11 protein-coding genes, 1 tRNA gene and 3 pseudogenes are annotated in these 18,107 nt (G+C 49.5%); 8 read left to right on the top strand and 7 right to left on the bottom strand.

Going from position 1 to position 18,107, the window contains the following annotated elements; all coding sequences use genetic code 11:
- The first annotated feature begins 192 nt into the window (after positions 1-192).
- Together D9738_RS03370 and D9738_RS03365 are read left to right on the top strand one after the other, a co-directional pair.
- Positions 193-1,299, top strand: coding sequence for an N-acetylneuraminate epimerase (locus D9738_RS03370; RefSeq protein ID WP_130259546.1), 1,107 nt, complete (start codon positions 193-195; stop codon positions 1,297-1,299).
- Between the two features lie 104 nt (positions 1,300-1,403).
- Positions 1,404-1,582 (top strand): annotated as a pseudogene (locus D9738_RS03365) (sialate O-acetylesterase); the annotation flags it as partial.
- Positions 1,583-1,589: 7 nt separating this feature from the next.
- Here the strand turns inward: D9738_RS03365 and D9738_RS24890 are convergent.
- Positions 1,590-1,694: pseudogene (locus tag D9738_RS24890) on the bottom strand (HNH endonuclease); the annotation flags it as partial.
- A gap of 99 nt (positions 1,695-1,793) precedes the next feature.
- Here D9738_RS24890 and D9738_RS03355 point away from each other — a divergent pair.
- Entirely contained in the window at positions 1,794-2,666 is an 873-nt protein-coding gene (locus tag D9738_RS03355) for a phosphorothioated DNA-binding restriction endonuclease (RefSeq protein ID WP_130259545.1), read from the top strand.
- A gap of 310 nt (positions 2,667-2,976) precedes the next feature.
- Here D9738_RS03355 and yjhR read toward each other — a convergent pair whose 3' ends face one another.
- Positions 2,977-6,492 carry a helicase YjhR gene (yjhR, locus tag D9738_RS03350; RefSeq protein WP_130259544.1) on the bottom strand — a complete coding sequence of 1,172 codons (3,516 nt, stop codon included), beginning with the start codon at positions 6,490-6,492 and terminating at the stop codon, positions 2,977-2,979.
- Positions 6,493-6,796: 304 nt separating this feature from the next.
- Positions 6,797-6,881, bottom strand: a tRNA-Leu gene (locus D9738_RS03345).
- Positions 6,882-7,074: 193 nt separating this feature from the next.
- On the opposite strand from D9738_RS03345, the pseudogene D9738_RS24995 reads away from it, so the two are divergent.
- Positions 7,075-7,261: pseudogene (locus D9738_RS24995) on the top strand (alcohol dehydrogenase); the annotation flags it as partial.
- Between the two features lie 109 nt (positions 7,262-7,370).
- The gene (locus tag D9738_RS03335) at positions 7,371-8,873 is read left to right on the top strand and encodes a helicase HerA-like C-terminal domain-containing protein (RefSeq protein ID WP_130237501.1); all 1,503 of its coding nucleotides are present in this window, start codon (positions 7,371-7,373) and stop codon (positions 8,871-8,873) included.
- Positions 8,874-8,998: 125 nt separating this feature from the next.
- On the opposite strand, the gene lptG is transcribed toward D9738_RS03335, so the two are convergent.
- From lptG to ytgA, 3 genes are all read right to left on the bottom strand, one after another.
- A complete protein-coding gene (gene lptG, locus D9738_RS03330; RefSeq protein WP_105290080.1) occupies positions 8,999-10,081 on the bottom strand; it encodes an LPS export ABC transporter permease LptG in 1,083 nt (360 codons plus the stop codon).
- Positions 10,081-11,181, bottom strand: a complete 1,101-nt coding sequence (lptF, locus tag D9738_RS03325) for an LPS export ABC transporter permease LptF (protein ID WP_105290081.1) — start codon at positions 11,179-11,181, stop codon at positions 10,081-10,083. Before lptF ends, lptG begins: the two co-directional genes overlap by 1 nt.
- A 62-nt stretch (positions 11,182-11,243) precedes the next feature.
- A complete protein-coding gene (gene ytgA / locus D9738_RS24990; RefSeq protein WP_211180521.1) occupies positions 11,244-11,294 on the bottom strand; it encodes a protein YtgA in 51 nt (16 codons plus the stop codon).
- Positions 11,295-11,447: 153 nt separating this feature from the next.
- Here ytgA and pepA point away from each other — a divergent pair, with 153 nt between their 5' ends.
- The 3 genes from pepA to valS all read left to right on the top strand — a co-directional run bounded on the left by pepA (position 11,448) and on the right by valS (position 16,712).
- A complete protein-coding gene (pepA, locus tag D9738_RS03320) occupies positions 11,448-12,959 on the top strand; it encodes a leucyl aminopeptidase (protein WP_000397144.1) in 1,512 nt (503 codons plus the stop codon).
- 454 nt (positions 12,960-13,413) lie between these two features.
- Positions 13,414-13,857, top strand: a complete 444-nt coding sequence (gene holC / locus D9738_RS03315) for a DNA polymerase III subunit chi (protein ID WP_130259543.1) — start codon at positions 13,414-13,416, stop codon at positions 13,855-13,857.
- Positions 13,857-16,712, top strand: coding sequence for a valine--tRNA ligase (gene valS / locus D9738_RS03310; RefSeq protein WP_130259542.1), 2,856 nt, complete (start codon positions 13,857-13,859; stop codon positions 16,710-16,712). The genes holC and valS overlap by 1 nt, the downstream gene beginning before the upstream one ends.
- 49 nt (positions 16,713-16,761) lie before the next feature.
- Here valS and D9738_RS03305 read toward each other — a convergent pair whose 3' ends face one another.
- Positions 16,762-17,949, bottom strand: coding sequence for a DUF898 family protein (locus tag D9738_RS03305; protein WP_130259541.1), 1,188 nt, complete (start codon positions 17,947-17,949; stop codon positions 16,762-16,764).
- Between the last annotated feature and the right edge of the window lie 158 nt (positions 17,950-18,107).

Genomic DNA, 18,107 nt, shown 5'->3' with positions numbered 1-18,107 from the left:
AGTTAGGGCTTTCGCGGAGGATAAATAAAATTTTCCTGATTTGTGACTCAAATTACAAAAGTAGTTTATGGCATAACTTGTCTGGTTTTTATGGTGTAATAGGTATAAAGGTTTATGCTATGGTTAGCTTCATACTTAAAACTTCCCTCATATGGGTGAAGATTAAATCTTGGTAGGCAGGAGACAGTCACAATGAATAAAACAATAACGGCGCTTGCTATCATGATGGCATCATTTGCCGCGAACGCGTCTGTATTACCGGAAATTCCAGTACCATTTAAAAGTGGTACTGGTGCAATTGATAACAACACTGTCTACATCGGTTTAGGTAGTGCAGGAACAGCATGGTATAAGCTGGACACACAGGCCAAAGATAAAAAATGGACAGCTCTGGCTGAATTCCCCGGCGGCGCGAGAGATCAAGCAACGTCCGCATTTATTGATGGTGATTTGTATGTATTTGGCGGTATTGGCAAAAACCAACAAGGTTTAACCAGGGTGTTCAGCGATGTGTACAAATATAGCCCAGCAACTAATACCTGGATTAAATTGATGTCACACGCGCCAATGGGCATGGCGGGCCATGTGACTTTTGTACACAACGGCAAGGCTTATGTTACTGGCGGTGTTAACCAAAATATCTTCAATGGCTATTTTGAAGATCTCAACGAGGCCGGAAAAGATTCAAAAACTATAGATAAAATCAACGCCCGCTATTTCGATAAAAAAGCAGAAGATTATTTCTTCAATAAGTTTCTTTTGTCTTTTGATCCCTTTACACAGCAATGGAGTTACGCTGGCGAATCGCCCTGGCACGGTACGGCTGGTGCGACGGTTGTGAATAAAGGTGATAAAACCTGGCTTATTAATGGTGAAGTAAAGCCTGGACTGCGAACGGATGCCGTATTTGAACTTGATTTCACCGGCAATAACATAAAATGGAATAAGCTTCCTCCCGTCTCATCACCAGATGGCGTCGCTGGCGGTTTTGCGGGGATAAGCAATGCTTCTCTGATATTTGCCGGAGGGGCCGGATTTAAAGGCTCGCGCGAAAATTACCAGAACGGTAAGAACTATGCGCATGAAGGCCTGAATAAATCGTATAGTGCTGATATTTATCTGTGGCATAACGGGAAATGGGAGAAATCTGGCGAACTGACGCAAGGTCGGGCCTACGGAGTATCATTGCCCTGGAATAATAGTCTATTGATTATTGGCGGTGAAATTGCGGGTGGTAAAGCTGTTGCGGATTCAGTGTTGCTCTCAGTGAGAGATAATAAAGTTACTGTGCAAAACTAACTTTTCTGGGTTTCCATTGCCTGAAAATAAAGATGTTGTTCATCCCGGAATAAAATAACTGGCGCGGTTTGCGCAGATACATCCTGCGCCCGCCATATCACTTTAAAAGAGAACTGACAAACGCGCCTGATGAAAATCCAAATAATTTGAGCAAGGGATATAACGGTTCAGCGTACCGAATGCCTGAGAACAAGACGACGGCGCTACGAAGCCGTCATTTCAGTCGGGGGATGATTGTAGACAAATTTGTTGACGCTATTTGCGGTTTTGGCGTGAAAGGTGAGCGTTCATTAATTTGATTTATTTGCATCCATCAACGCTTTTAACTCCTCCGGTGTAAATGGTGGTTTGCGTCAGTGCAGCATCGCATGGCAATTAGGGCAAACAGGCAGCAAAAAAACAAATGAGATCAAGGTAATATATCTTCGCTTGCAGGCTTGAACAGCAGAAAATTTGCGAGCATGATCGCAATTATTTCACTGCCAGGGATATCAATGGCTTCCAGTAAATCGCTACAGCAGGCAATTGCCAACATAAAAATCTGGCACAAGGGTGAACAGCGCGCGCCTCATAAGCCATTGTTACTGCTATACGTATTAGCGGGATACCTGAATGGACATCCGCGCCTTTTCGATTATGGCTCGGAAATCTACGAACCTCTGCACAGTTTACTGGAACGTTTTGGGCCACAGCGTTCACAGTACCGACCTGATATGCCGTTCTGGCGATTACAAGGCGACGGATTCTGGCAATTACACAATGCCGGGCTTTGCTCAACAGCAGGGAGCAGCCGACAACCGCCAGTGAAGGAACTGACTGAATACCACGTTGCAGGCGGTTTCGATGAACAGCACTACGCCCTGGTAACCGGCAATAAAAAACTCATCAACACTCTGGCGCAACAGATACTCGAAGCGCACTTCACCGAGAGTATTCAGGAAGAAATCGCTGACGAGCTGGGTTTTGATCTCCAGCAAATCCGTAAACAGCGCGACCCGTTATTTCGCAAACTTGTATTGCGCGCTTATAACTACCAGTGCGCGATATGTGGCTTTAATATGCGCCACGATGACACCACCGTCGCGCTGGAAGCAGCGCATATAAAATGGAAACAGCACGGCGGCCCTTGTGAAATCCCTAATGGCCTGGCGCTTTGCGCTATTCACCATAAAGCCTTTGATAAAGGATCGATTGGCCTGGATGAAAATATGCGAGTGCTGGTATCGGATGCGGTAAATGGCGGAGGGATCGTTGAGAAACTATTCTGGGATTTTGACGGGAAAACTATTGCGTTGCCGCAGGTACGTAAAAATTACCCTTATGAGGGGTTTGTGGAGTGGCATCGGAAAGAGGTTTTTAGGGGGTGAGGTAATACTTATTTTGCTGATTTAACGTCTCTATCTGATTCAATTCGGCATCATGAACAGCCATGATATGCTTAATACGGGGCGAAGAAATTAGACCGTTATGATCGGTTTAGATTTCCGTTATTACTTGCATTCGCTTTCATTCCTAATAGCCCCTGCCGTTAATGCCAGGCGCATTACGCAAAGGAGAATGATTAGTAAACAATAAGAGTGAAAATCAGGAAGGCGACTCGCAATAAATCTGAAAGTCGCTTTCACATTGTTAAAATATATCCTTTACCACGCCTTTGTTGTGAACTGTTCATCACACTTATAGCTGACGTTGATCCAGACTGCTATATATCGCCTTTATTTCATTTTTTACGCCTTCGCCACGGTACACCAAAGACGTATCGTATCGTTGATATTTATCTTCTCGCGCAGCACTGAACCAGTTAAAAGATCCAACGCACAGCAACTCCTCATCTCTAATCACAATTTTGCTGTGAACGCGATTCACCAATTTTGTAGCAATGCCCATATTATTGAGCTTTTCGACTGCACCATTTAGAAGATGCAGTTTCTCCTGGCGCTTATCATCATCGATATGCGCAATATTGCAGTTTTTATCCGTTACCACGGTAATATCAATACCTCGGGAGCGGGCCAGAGCCATTGACGTCAGAAACCCCGTTTGCTCCACTTTTTGCCAGGATAACCAGGGGGAAATAATCGTGATCTTCTGTTGAGCTGCGGCCAGAGCATTATTCAAGAATTCATCATGCTGCTCCACACCATGCAACGTTGAAATTTGTGTCTGTGCGGAAATTAAATCCTGTCGTTTCTGAAACTCAAATTGCAACGCATTATTATCTGAAGCAAACAGAAATTTTGCCAATAACCCTCGCGGCGAAGATGCGGGCTGCATCTCAATAAGGTCCATATCGCCAAAGACCAGAAAACTATCCTTAGCGCGTGAGACAGCAACATTGAGGATACTGCTGTTGCTATCAAGAAACCTGCCATCTTCATGTTTTGAGTAGACTGGGGAAAAGAGAACAATCGCCCTTTCTGCACCCTGCAAGGAGTGCACAGTCCCCACTGTTAGTGAGCCCTCTTCGTCTTTGTCATTAATCTCCAGCTTACGCAATGACGTTTTGATGGCATTAACCTGCGCCGAAAATGGCGTCACAACACCAACAACTTTGTACAGAGGTTCCCCGTAATGGCGCTCTATATCATCCTTATGTGTCGCCAGCCATGCTGCTATTGTTTCAGCTTCAAGAGGGTTATAACGGCTCCCCCCATTTGGCTTCATGCCTCGGCCATCAATATGCAGATATCCCATTGCGGGAAAAATCGTCCCTTTTTCCATCCCTCTTGTAGGCTGCAACTTACCGTTATAGCAAAGTGAGTTACAGTAGCCGATGATGTTATTGAAACAGCGACGATGCTCATACAGATACATTCCGCGCTCGAACTTGGGATCATACTGGTAGCGGGAGTTGAACTGGGCAACCTGCATTACGCTGCCAGATGCTGCACTTTTTCCAGACCCACACACATGGGAATATGTATTTATTAACTCTTCCTGAGTGCCACCAGAAAGAATATTCTCCTCAAGCATATTGCCCATATCAGTAACGGGTAGACAATTCCAGATTGGAGCTATTTGCTCCGTATCGCCAATCACCAGTGCTTTCTTCGCCAATGCAAAAGAGGCCGCAGCAACCTCCGGGAGTACCTGCCCTGCTTCATCGACAATCAGTAAATCGGCAAAGTTATATAAATAATTATTATCCGATGTTCTGTCCCCACCAAAAGATTTTCTCCTGTTCATATGGTAAGGCAACATGTAGCAGGTCATTACCACACAAGGAGTAAGTTTCATTCTTCTTAGCCAACGAGCCTCGGCGATAGTTGTCCCGGTAATTCCTTTTTCTTTTTGCAGGTTATCGATTGCCGCCATATCCATCAGCCAGCGACCTTCCCAATAATGAGTCGCTAACAAGAACGCTGGAAAACGAATCTGAGTATCGGCAAGCTCGTCCGCTCCGGCGAGGTTCAGCTCATCGTCTCCCCTGTAGCCCAGAGCATAAGTCAACCCGCGCCATTGTTTTGCTGCTTCCATTTCGCTTCGGGCTATGTCCTGCGCAAAGTTGATATTCTGTTGGCACACCGCCTGCTCTTGTTGTGCTTTAGCGATCAAACTATCGATAAATTTATCAATATCTTCGGGACAATTTCCCTGGAACGCTGTCATTCTTGTGCCGAACGTAGAGTCCAGGAAGAGGTTAATCTGGTAATGGCGTTTAGCACGAACAGCAGGGAGCCATGACAAAAATGCATACATAAGCGACTCATCGGCACGGTATTGCTGCCACTGCTTTTTACCTCTGGCCAAAAGTGAAATTTCATTACCAATATTGAGAAGAAGTGTGTTTTTGTCCTGAAGATACTGGTCGAGATTCTCACTGATGACTCGCTGTTCATGGCGGATATCATTGAGTCTGCGCCATGCGGGTTCGATTTGCTGAAGTTGCATAAACTGTGAAGTTAAACGTTCATGCAAAAGCGTCACTACATGCTCTGGCGAATTGCACTCTCCAGCTCCAAACGCCGCCTCCGCTTTTTCAAGGTAAAAGGCCCGGGCTTTTTCCAGATATTCCTGGGATTCAACGCGGTTAAAAAAATCTTCAGTCTGGTATTTCTTCGCTGCCTCAACCTGACGGCTTTTAGACGGAAAATAAGCGCCATAGCTTATTACCTCCGGCAACCAACGCCCAGACATTACGCCAAAACCAGTAGAGAAATCTTTTCCAAAGGCTTCAATAATATTGGTGACGGCCTGATTGTTAGTCGATGTGGCAATAATTACAGGAGGTTCAGTTTGATTAAGTGCGGCTCTTGTCCATTCGGTGGCAATAATAGAAAGCACCAGCGTAGTTTTACCCGTTCCCGGAGGACCGTTGACAGCGAGCATATCACCCTGCTGTTGAGTCAGATAATGGCTCAGGGCATCGCGCTGCGCCACTGCCAGCGGAAACTTATCGCCGGAATGCCCCAGACGTTCGCAGAACATCGCATTCTTAGCGAGAAGTGGCTCCACTGGAGCCATTTCGTTTGAGGCAAAACGCGTTAATAGCGGAACCTTAACCTGACTCATCAGAAGATGGTCATACATAGGCAGGATATGAACGCTGGCCCCTACATGCTGGCTAGCTTTAACAATATAACCGTATCCAGCCCGTTCGTATGGCTCAGATGTAGCGACCCAATTTCCAGCGACGTTGCTTAAAAGGTTATCTGACTGTTGAAGATAATTTTGCCAATGCTGACGATACCTGGCATGGCGTTCCGCTTTCTCTTCGTCAGTTTCTTCGTAATGTTCTGGTTCATCTTCATTAATGGTGGCTGTGCTATGCGTGGTTTTGTATTTGTCATATTGCGCCAACTCACCAATAGAAAAATGACCGGAAGGGAGAGGTTCAAGCAGATCGCGGGGAATAGTGGCTGAAGCAGCAGGAAACAAAAAACCTTCCCTATTCAGAAGAGCGGAGGTAACCAGTGGCGTGATAATTGCGGGGGCACCTGCCATTTGCTCTTTGCCATGCTTTACTATGCGGTTCCACACCTGGGGCCGTAACACGACTTCAACGGTTTTTACCGACTCCCCTTCACCGTCAAAAAATGCCCGAATAGTCTCGTCATCCAACTGCCCTGCAGTGATATTTATCCATCGAATGAATGAATCTATATCTTTACGTGAAAACGTTCCTTTACCAGATTCGGCGTCAGCTAAGGAGTTGCGCCAGTATGAAGTGAATCCCAATGTATTGCTGTCCATTTTCCATTCCGTGACATAATAGAAATCATTGATTTCATTGATGTAAATATTACTTATGATTAAACATTGTCCACGATGCGAGCACGATCGCAATAAATATTGTGCCTGGAGGATGGATTAGATTTTCTGAAAGAGCCGAATCCTTAATAGATAAGCGCAAACATACTTGGTTCGGTATTCTTAAGGGATTTAATATGGATTGAACCAGGTTGACGTTAGTTGGAAAAAAACAGCGGAAAAGATTTGTGTGGCGTGAATTTCAGGTATAAAAAAAGACCTCAGTTGAGGTCTATTTACATACTTTTGGTGCCGAAGGCCGGACTCGAACCGGCACGTATTTCTACGGTTGATTTTGAATCAACTGCGTCTACCGATTTCGCCACTTCGGCACTGAAGAGGTATGCGGAAAACGTTGTGGATTATACCTGTCACGCGCCACCATGCAAGCGCCAGCTTGTGCCTGCCTCGCTAAGTGCTGAAATTTTCAGCATTACACTCAGCGATATGTAACCTTTGTCACACTCCGGGCCCCGCTCAGCCATTCTCTACACTTCCCGGGCAACACCAGAGGACGACAAAAGCATGTCGATAATCAATAACGAATAGGGATTTTCGCAATATCCGCTACTTGCCGAACATAAGGTGATTCGCCGCGTGGTTGCCCAGGGTAGCGCCACGTAGCAGTAGTCACTGCGGCGCCTGTATTCGCGATAATCAGACCAACTTCTGGCAAGGTGCGGTGCCTACAATTATGAATTGCGGAGACTTTGTTGGGTCGCTTCTGCCAGGCCTTTAAGATATCTCGCAATCGGCTGAATTTAGTGGTGAAAACTTTTTAACCGTGCCTATACTCCAGACAGGGAACTGGAGGAAATCTCATGAGCGAACCACGTTTAATTGCCCGCACGCCGGACACAGAACTGTTTTTATTACCCGCTATGGCTAACCGTCACGGACTGATTACTGGCGCAACGGGGACAGGTAAAACTGTCACGCTGCAAAAACTGGCGGAATCTCTGTCAGAAATCGGCGTTCCGGTGTTTATGGCCGATGTAAAAGGTGATTTGACCGGGGTTGCGGCTGAAGGTACCACCTCGGAAAAACTGCTCGCTCGGTTGAAAAATATCGGCGTCAACGACTGGCAACCACATGCGAATCCAGTGGTGGTATGGGATATTTTTGGTGAGAAAGGTCATCCAGTGCGGGCAACGGTATCGGATCTCGGGCCGTTGTTGCTGGCGCGTTTGTTGAATCTCAACGATGTGCAATCTGGCGTCCTGAATATCATTTTCCGTATTGCTGACGATCAGGGATTGTTGCTTCTCGACTTTAAAGATTTGCGGGCGATTACCCAATACATCGGTGATAACGCCAAATCATTCCAGAATCAGTACGGTAATATCAGTAGCGCATCGGTTGGTGCCATCCAGCGCGGATTACTGACGCTGGAACAGCAAGGGGCGACGCATTTCTTTGGCGAGCCGATGCTGGATATCAAAGACTGGATGCGTACCGATGCCAACGGGAAGGGTGTTATCAATATCCTTAGCGCCGAAAAACTCTACCAGATGCCAAAACTGTACGCCGCCAGCCTGTTGTGGATGCTTTCAGAGTTGTATGAACAATTACCGGAAGCGGGCGATTTGGAAAAACCGAAACTGGTGTTTTTCTTCGACGAAGCGCATCTGTTGTTTAACGATGCGCCGCAGGTGCTGCTGGATAAGATTGAACAGGTAATAAGGCTTATCCGTTCAAAAGGCGTGGGCGTCTGGTTTGTTTCGCAAAACCCTTCTGATATTCCGGACAACGTGCTTGGGCAGTTGGGTAATCGCGTTCAGCACGCTCTGCGCGCCTTTACACCGAAAGACCAGAAAGCGGTGAAGACGGCAGCGCAAACCATGCGACCTAATCCTGCATTTGATACGGAAAAGGCGATTCAGGAACTAGGAACTGGCGAAGCGTTGATCTCTTTTCTGGATGCGAAAGGAAGCCCTTCTGTGGTAGAGCGTGCGATGGTGATCGCGCCTTGTTCACGGATGGGGCCGGTGACAGAAGATGAGCGTAATGGCTTGATTAATCACTCCCCGGTGTACGGCAAGTATGAAGATGACGTGGACCGGGAATCCGCCTATGAGATGTTGCAAAAAGGCGTACAGGCAAGTACCGAGCAGCAAAATACCCCTCCGGCCAAAGGGAAAGAGATAAGTGAAGATGACGGTATTCTGGGTGGGTTGAAGGATATTTTGTTTGGCACTACCGGACCACGCGGCGGGAAGAAAGATGGCGTGGTGCAAACAATGGCGAAAAGCGCCGCCCGCCAGGTGACGAATCAGATTGTACGCGGTGTGCTGGGGAGTTTGCTTGGGGGGAGAAAAAGGTAAGTCAGGCGCTGTTTGTGTTCTCTCACACCAGCTTGCCTTTGCCTGATGCACTACACTTATCAGGCCTACGCCACTTTGCTAACAATAATAAAGGGAGCTTTAGCTCCCTTTATTCATTCATCAAGTTACGATTTTCTCATTAACAGCCACAGACTGATTAAGAAGAAGCTGGCGCTTGGCAACAGTGCGCCGATAATCGGCGGGATGCCGTAAACCAACGTCAGCGGGCCGAAGATCTGGTCCAGTACGTAGAACACAAAACCGAAGCTAATACCGGTGACCACGCGAACGCCCATCGGTACGCTACGCAGTGGGCCAAAGATGAACGACAGCGCCATCAGCATCATTACCGCCACGGATAGCGGCTGGAAGATTTTGCTCCACATATTAAGCTGGTAGCGCCCGGCGTCCTGACCGCTCGACTTTAGATACTTCACGTAGTTGTGCAAACCACTGATGGAGAGCGCATCCGGATCCAGCGCTACCACGCCCAGTTTGTCCGGCGTGAGGTTGGTTTTCCAGGTGCCGCTCACCGTCTGCGAACCGGTTATCTGTTTTGGATTGGTCAGGTCAGATTCATCAACCTGCGACAGACGCCAGACTTTATGTTCAGGGTCAAACTTCGCGGAAGCGGCATAGCGAACGGATTGCAGACGACGATTCTCGTTAAAGGCATAAATACTGATACCACCTAACTCTTCATCACCTTTTACTCGCTCAATATAGACAAAGTTGTCACCATCTTTAGCCCATAAACCTTGCTGAGTAGAGAGCAACGAACCACCGTACATCGCCTGCGCGCGGTAATTACGCGCCATCTGTTCGCCCTGCGGCGCGACCCATTCGCCAATCGCCATCGTCAGCAAAACCAGTGGAATGGCGGTTTTCATTACTGACAACGCGACTTGCATGCGGGTAAAACCAGAAGCCTGCATCACCACCAGTTCGCTGCGCTGCGCCAGCATCCCTAGCCCGAGCAACGCGCCCAGCAGGGCCGCCATCGGGAAGAAGATTTGCACATCTTTCGGCACGCTCAACAGGGTATACATTCCCGCGCCTACCGCGTCGTAACTCCCCTGCCCGGCTTTTTTCAGCTGATCGACAAACTTGATAATGCCGGAAAGCGACACCAGCATGAACAGCGTCATCATGATGGTGGTGAAAATGGTTTTACCGATATAGCGGTCAAGAACACCAAAAGGTTGCATCACACCGCTCCTTTACGCGAAAAACTGGCGCGCAGGCGGCGGACCGGCACTGTGTCCCAAAGGTTGAGAACAATCGCCAAAGCCAGATAAATCAGGTTAACGGTCCACATCCACAGCGTCGGGTCCAGCTTACCTTTACCGCCGTTAGATTTAAGGGAGGTCTGGATCAGGAAGAAAAGCAGATATAGCAGCATGGCTGGCAGCATCGACAGGACACGTCCCTGACGCGGGTTAACCACACTCAGAGGTACGACCATAAGCGCCATCATAAATACAGTGAATACCAGCGTGATACGCCAGTTCAGTTCTGCGCGGGCACGATCGGTGTCGGTGTTCCACAATGTGCGCATATCCATCTGGTCGGTATCGTTCGGGTCGAGCGCCACCGCCTGGTGACCAATGATCGCCTGATAATCCTGGAAGTCCGTAATGCGGAAATCACGTAACAGTGCGGTGCCTTCGAAGCGCGTTCCCTGGTTGAGGCTGACGACCTGGGATCCGTCGCGAAGTTGCGTTAAATGTCCGGAATCGGCCACCACCACGGAAGGACGCGCGTTACCTTTTGGTCGAATTTGCGCGAGGAACACATCTTTGAAATCGCTGCCGTCAACGCTTTCGATGAACAGCACTGAGCTGCCATTAGTCGCTTGCTGGAATTGCCCTTGCGCCAGCGCCGCCATGCCTGGGTTAGCTTTCGCTTCTGCCAGCACTTCATCCTGATGGCGCGATGACCACGGCCCCGCCCACATAACGTTAACCGCCGCGACAATCGCCGTGAACACCGCGAGAACCATCGCCGCTTTCACCAGCACCGCTTTGCTCAGGCCGCAGGCATGCATTACCGTAATTTCACTTTCGGTATACAGTTTGCCCAGCGTCATCAGCAGCCCGAGGAACAGGCTTAATGGCAGGATAAGCTGCGCCATTTCCGGCACGCCCAGCCCCAACAGGGAGAGCACCAGATTCGCCGGAATATCGCCGTCAACCGCTGCGCCGAGGATCCTCACTAACTTTTGACAGAAGAAGATCAAAAGCAAGATGAAGAGTATCGCCAGCTGGCTTTTGAGCGTCTCCCGCACCAGATATCTTATGATTATCACTTTAAATACGCCCGTAAAAACTCGTCTTTTGCAGGATTTTAGCTTGTTTCATGGCTTAAACGTCATTTATTCTCTTGAGTCGTCGAAATCGTCGCTAAGATAATTATACTCAACGGATTCACCTCTCAGATTTTGTTCTGACGTGCCAATGCCGTAATAACGTTAAGATTAACACGAAGTCATCGCAACAGCGGACATGAGTTACGAAAGCTTGCAATTCTATCTGTAGCCACCGCCGTTGTCTTTAAGATTCAGGAGCGTAGTGCATGGAGTTTAGTGTAAAAAGCGGTAGCCCGGAGAAACAGCGGAGTGCCTGCATCGTCGTGGGCGTCTTCGAACCACGTCGCCTTTCTCCGATTGCAGAACAGCTCGATAAAATCAGCGATGGGTATATCAGTGCCCTGCTGCGCCGAGGCGAACTGGAAGGAAAACCGGGGCAGACGCTGTTGCTGCACCATGTGCCGAACGTGCTTTCTGAGCGCATTCTCCTTATTGGTTGCGGTAAAGAACGTGAGCTGGATGAGCGCCAGTACAAGCAGGTGATTCAGAAAACCATTAATACGCTGAATGATACTGGCTCGATGGAAGCGGTCTGCTTCCTGACTGAACTGCACGTTAAAGGCCGTAACAACTACTGGAAAGTGCGCCAGGCTGTCGAGACGGCAAAAGAGACACTCTACAGTTTTGATCAGCTGAAAACGAACAAGAGCGAACCGCGTCGTCCGCTGCGTAAAATGGTGTTCAACGTGCCGACCCGCCGTGAACTGACCAGCGGGGAGCGCGCGATCCAGCACGGTCTGGCGATTGCCGCCGGGATTAAAGCTGCGAAAGATCTCGGCAATATGCCGCCGAATATCTGTAACGCCGCTTACCTCGCCTCTCAGGCGCGCCAGCTGGCTGACAGCTACAGCAAGAATGTTATTACCCGCGTTATCGGCGAACAGCAGATGAAAGAGCTGGGGATGCATTCCTATCTGGCAGTCGGTCAGGGTTCGCAAAACGAATCGCTGATGTCGGTGATTGAGTACAAAGGCAACGCGTCGGAAGATGCACGCCCTATCGTGCTGGTCGGTAAAGGTTTAACCTTCGACTCCGGCGGTATCTCCATCAAGCCTTCAGAAGGCATGGATGAGATGAAGTACGATATGTGCGGTGCGGCGGCGGTTTATGGCGTGATGAGGATGGTCGCGGAACTGCAACTGCCGATTAACGTTATCGGCGTGCTGGCAGGCTGCGAAAACATGCCTGGCGGGCGTGCCTATCGTCCGGGCGATGTGTTAACCACCATGTCCGGTCAAACCGTAGAAGTGCTGAATACCGACGCCGAAGGCCGCCTGGTACTGTGCGACGTGTTAACTTACGTTGAGCGTTTTGAGCCGGAAGCGGTGATTGACGTGGCGACGCTGACCGGTGCTTGCGTTATCGCGCTGGGTCATCACATTACCGGTCTGATGGCGAACCATAACCCGCTGGCCCATGAGCTGATTGCTGCATCTGAACAATCCGGTGACCGCGCATGGCGTTTACCGCTAGGTGACGAGTACCAGGAACAACTGGAGTCCAATTTTGCCGATATGGCGAACATTGGCGGTCGTCCTGGCGGGGCAATTACCGCAGGTTGCTTCCTGTCGCGCTTTACCCGCAAGTACAACTGGGCGCACCTGGATATTGCAGGAACAGCCTGGCGTTCTGGTAAAGCAAAAGGCGCAACCGGTCGTCCGGTGGCGTTGCTGGCACAGTTCCTGTTGAATCGCGCCGGGTTTAACGGCGAAGAGTAATTGCATCAGGCAAAGTTGTTATTGTCGGATGCGGCGTGAACGCCTTATCCGACCGACCCACAGCACTGAACTTGTAGGCCTGATAAGACGTGGCAGCGTCGCATCAGGCAAAGTTGTTATTGTCGGATGCGGTGTGAACGCCTTATCCGACCGACACACAGCACTGAACTCGTAGGCCTGATAAGACGCGGCAGCGTCGCATCAGGCAATGCTGTTATTGTAGGATGCGGCGTGAACGCTTTATCCGACCTACACAGCACTGAACTCGCAGGCCTGATAAGACGCGGCTGCGTCGCATCAGGCAACGCTGTTATTGTCGGATGCGGCGTGAACGCCTTATCCGACCGACACACAGCACTGAACTTGTAGGCCTGATAAGACGTGGCAGCGTCGCATCAGGCAATGCTGTGTATTACCAGATGCATATTTAAATCCACCACAAGAAGCCCCATATATGAAAAACGCGACGTTCTACCTTCTGGACAATGACTCCACCGTCGATGGCTTAAGCGCCGTTGAGCAGTTGGTGTGTGAAATTGCCGCAGAACGTTGGCGCAGTGGTAAGCGCGTGCTCATCGCCTGTGAAGATGAAAAGCAGGCTTACCGGCTGGATGAAGCCCTGTGGGCACGTCCGGCAGAAAGCTTTGTTCCGCATAATTTAGCGGGAGAAGGACCGCGCGGCGGTGCGCCGGTGGAGATCGCCTGGCCGCAAAAACGCAGCAGCAGCCCGCGCGATATATTGATTAGTCTGCGAACAAGCTTTGCAGATTTTGCCACCGCTTTCACAGAAGTGGTAGACTTCGTCCCTTATGAAGATTCTCTGAAACAACTGGCGCGCGAACGCTATAAAGCCTACCGCGTGGCTGGTTTCAACCTGAATACGGCAACCTGGAAATAATGGAAAAGACATATAACCCACAAGATATCGAACAGCCGCTTTACGAGCACTGGGAAAAGCAGGGCTACTTTAAGCCTAATGGCGATGAAAGCCAGGAAAGTTTCTGCATCATGATCCCGCCGCCGAACGTCACCGGCAGTTTGCATATGGGTCACGCCTTCCAGCAAACCATCATGGATACCATGATCCGCTATCAGCGCATGCAGGGCAAAAACACCCTGTGGCAGGTCGGTACTGACCACGCCGGGATCGCTACCCAGATGGTCGTTGAGCGCAAGATTGCCGCAGAAGAAGGTAAAACCCGTCACGATTACGGCCGCGAAGCTTTCATCGACAAAATCTGGGAATGGAAAGCGGAATCCGGCGGCACCATTACCCGTCAGATGCGCCGTCTCGGCAACTCCGTCGACTGGGAGCGTGAACGCTTCACCATGGACGAAGGCTTGTCCAATGCGGTGAAAGAAGTTTTCGTCCGTCTGTATAAAGAAGACCTGATTTACCGTGGCAAACGCCTGGTAAACTGGGACCCGAAACTGCGTACCGCTATCTCTGACCTGGAAGTAGAAAACCGCGAATCGAAAGGTTCGATGTGGCACATCCGCTATCCGCTGGCTGATGGCGCGAAAACCGCAGACGGTAAAGATTATCTGGTGGTTGCGACTACCCGTCCGGAAACCTTGCTGGGCGACACCGGCGTGGCCGTTAACCCGGAAGACCCGCGTTACAAAGATCTGATTGGCAAATATGTCATTCTGCCGCTGGTTAACCGTCGTATTCCGATCGTGGGCGACGAACACGCCGATATGGAAAAAGGCACCGGCTGCGTGAAGATCACTCCGGCGCACGACTTTAACGACTATGAAGTCGGTAAACGTCACGCCCTGCCGATGATCAACATCCTGACCTTTGACGGTGATATCCGTGAAAGCGCTCAAGTGTTCGATACCAAAGGTAACGAATCTGATGTTTATTCCAGCGAGATCCCGGCAGAGTTCCAGAAACTGGAGCGTTTTGCTGCGCGTAAAGCCATCGTTGCTGCGGTTGACGCGCTTGGCCTGCTGGAAGAAATTAAACCGCACGACCTGACCGTTCCTTACGGCGACCGTGGCGGCGTAGTTATCGAACCGATGCTGACCGACCAGTGGTACGTGCGTGCCGATGTACTGGCGAAACCGGCGGTTGAAGCGGTTGAGAACGGCGACATTCAGTTCGTACCGAAGCAGTACGAAAACATGTACTTCTCCTGGATGCGCGATATTCAGGACTGGTGTATCTCTCGTCAGCTGTGGTGGGGTCACCGTATCCCTGCATGGTATGACGAAGCGGGTAACGTTTATGTTGGCCGCAACGAAGACGAAGTGCGTAAAGAAAATAACCTCGGTGCTGATGTTGCCCTGCGTCAGGACGAAGACGTTCTCGACACCTGGTTCTCTTCTGCACTGTGGACATTCTCTACCCTTGGCTGGCCGGAAAACACCGACGCCCTGCGTCAGTTCCACCCAACCAGCGTAATGGTGTCTGGTTTCGACATCATCTTCTTCTGGATTGCCCGCATGATCATGATGACCATGCACTTCATCAAAGATGAAAATGGCAAACCGCAGGTGCCGTTCCACACCGTTTACATGACCGGTCTGATTCGTGATGACGAAGGCCAGAAGATGTCTAAATCCAAGGGTAACGTTATCGACCCGCTGGATATGGTTGACGGTATTTCGCTGCCAGAACTGCTGGAAAAACGTACCGGCAATATGATGCAGCCACAGCTGGCGGATAAAATCCGTAAGCGCACCGAGAAGCAGTTCCCGAACGGCATTGAGCCGCACGGTACTGACGCGCTGCGCTTCACCCTGGCGGCGCTGGCTTCTACCGGTCGTGACATCAACTGGGATATGAAGCGTCTGGAAGGCTACCGTAACTTCTGTAACAAGCTGTGGAACGCCAGCCGCTTTGTGCTGATGAACACGGAAGGTCAGGATTGCGGCTTCAACGGCGGCGAAATGACGCTGTCACTGGCGGACCGCTGGATTCTGGCGGAGTTCAACCAGACCATCAAAGCGTACCGCGAAGCGCTGGACAGCTTCCGCTTCGATATCGCCGCAGGCATTCTGTATGAATTCACCTGGAACCAGTTCTGCGACTGGTATCTGGAGCTGACCAAGCCGGTAATGAACGGTGGCACCGAAGCCGAACTGCGCGGTACTCGCCATACGCTGGTGACCGTGCTGGAAGGTCTGCTGCGCCTCGCGCATCCGATCATTCCGTTCATCACCGAAACCATCTGGCAGCGTGTGAAAGTACTTTGCGGCATCACTGCCGACACCATCATGCTGCAGCCGTTCCCGCAGTACGATGCGTCTCAGGTCGATGAAGCGGCGCTGGCCGACACCGAGTGGCTGAAGCAGGCGATCGTTGCTGTACGTAATATCCGCGCGGAAATGAACATCGCGCCGGGCAAACCGCTGGAGCTGCTGCTGCGTGGTTGCAGTGCAGATGCAGAACGTCGCGTGAACGAAAACCGTGGCTTCCTGCAAACGCTGGCGCGTCTGGAAAGCATCACCGTACTGCCTGCGGATGACAAAGGCCCGGTTTCCGTTACTAAGATCGTCGACGGTGCAGAGCTGCTGATCCCGATGGCGGGCCTCATTAACAAAGAAGATGAGCTGGCGCGTCTGGCAAAAGAAGTGGCAAAGATTGAAGGTGAAATCAGCCGCATCGAGAACAAGCTGGCGAACGAAGGCTTTGTAGCGCGCGCACCGGAAGCGGTCATCGCGAAAGAGCGTGAAAAGCTGGAAGGTTATGCGGAAGCGAAAGCGAAGCTGATTGAACAGCAGGCAGTTATCGCCGCGCTGTAATCAACACTGTGAAGAAAACGAAGGCCGGAGCATGCTCCGGCCTTTTTATTTAGATAAACGGAACATACGGCATAATACCGCGAGATATCCACATTAACGGACCGCTATCCTGCGGTTTGTCATCATTGGTTAACTCCAGCGAATCAAGGTCGCCCTGGACATGGGTATTGTTAGCAACCCAGCTAACCATCCACATTTTCAGCCAGGGATAAGCCAGACCACAGGTAATTGAGGACCCCATTAATACCGCCAACATGCGCAAAAGCATACCGATCGCGGTAACAGATGAATGAAAACGAATAGTGCCATTTGCCAGTGTCAGATTATTCAAAAACAGATTGCGTAACGTGACATAGAGATAACTGGCAAAAACAAGAATCGCGACAAAATACAGGAAATAAGAAGCCGTAATCTGCGGGTAATATTGCAATACTAGCTCCCTGCCCGCATCAGACCTACCCAACATGGTCATCATCATTAACTGCTGAAATACTGGCGCAATCATAATACCAATCACAATGATGAAAGGAACCATGGTTAATATTGCGAGCATACAGCCTTTAATGCATTCTTTTACGTTGACCTTAATGGAAAATTGATGGACACCAAAAGTCGCGTTATTACCCAGTAATGGCATCCACTTGCTATAGGTAATACCATTGATAACACCCAGTCCGATGACGGAAAGCAAACTTAAGACCACTAAGTTAAAGATTAACCCACCTATCGATGTCGTCACTTGCGCAATAAGGTGCAGTGCGAGCCAAAAAGCTAACGCCAACAGAACAGGCAGACCTAACATAACCCACCATGCACGAAGCATTGAGCAGTTAAAGCCAAAGCGAATGTCATTCAGCGAGGTCATGTTCGCCTGATACTGCAGACTCTTCACTGCCATGCAAGGAATACCGCAGATAAAGAGAGCAAACAGGAATAAACCGAGCGCAAAGTGTTGGCCTGCAAAACAAGAAATACTGAGAAGATAAACCGCCACAATAAGTAACATGCTAACAAAAATGGCACCACCTGTTCCCTTATAACTAAATGGTTGCCCCTTGAGTGTCACATGTTGATAAATATAACGACGGCATTTTATCAATGCCCACGGCCCATATATCCCCAGAGTAATAATTGTCAGTAAAAAATTCACAAGACAAATAAGAAAATACTCACTACCCTTGCCTGTAAAAACAAATGCGTGACGAGGATTATCTTTCCCGACGTTTACACCATTCATGAACTATATCCCTAAAATAAATTCCATTCATATAGATAATAATTCCAGTCAATTGATACTGGACCACCTAGAATACGCTTTATCTAAGCGATATATGCTTAATATTTTCTGATTTATCTTCTTCTTGCACCACATAAGCGAGGGTGGTATTAAAGGGA

Origin of the sequence: Escherichia sp. E10V5, from assembly GCF_004212315.1 — a bacterium.
In the GTDB taxonomy this organism is placed as follows: domain Bacteria; phylum Pseudomonadota; class Gammaproteobacteria; order Enterobacterales; family Enterobacteriaceae; genus Escherichia.
The sequence above is the reverse complement of the archived record's forward strand: the minus strand, read 5'-3'. Positions and strand labels throughout refer to the sequence as shown.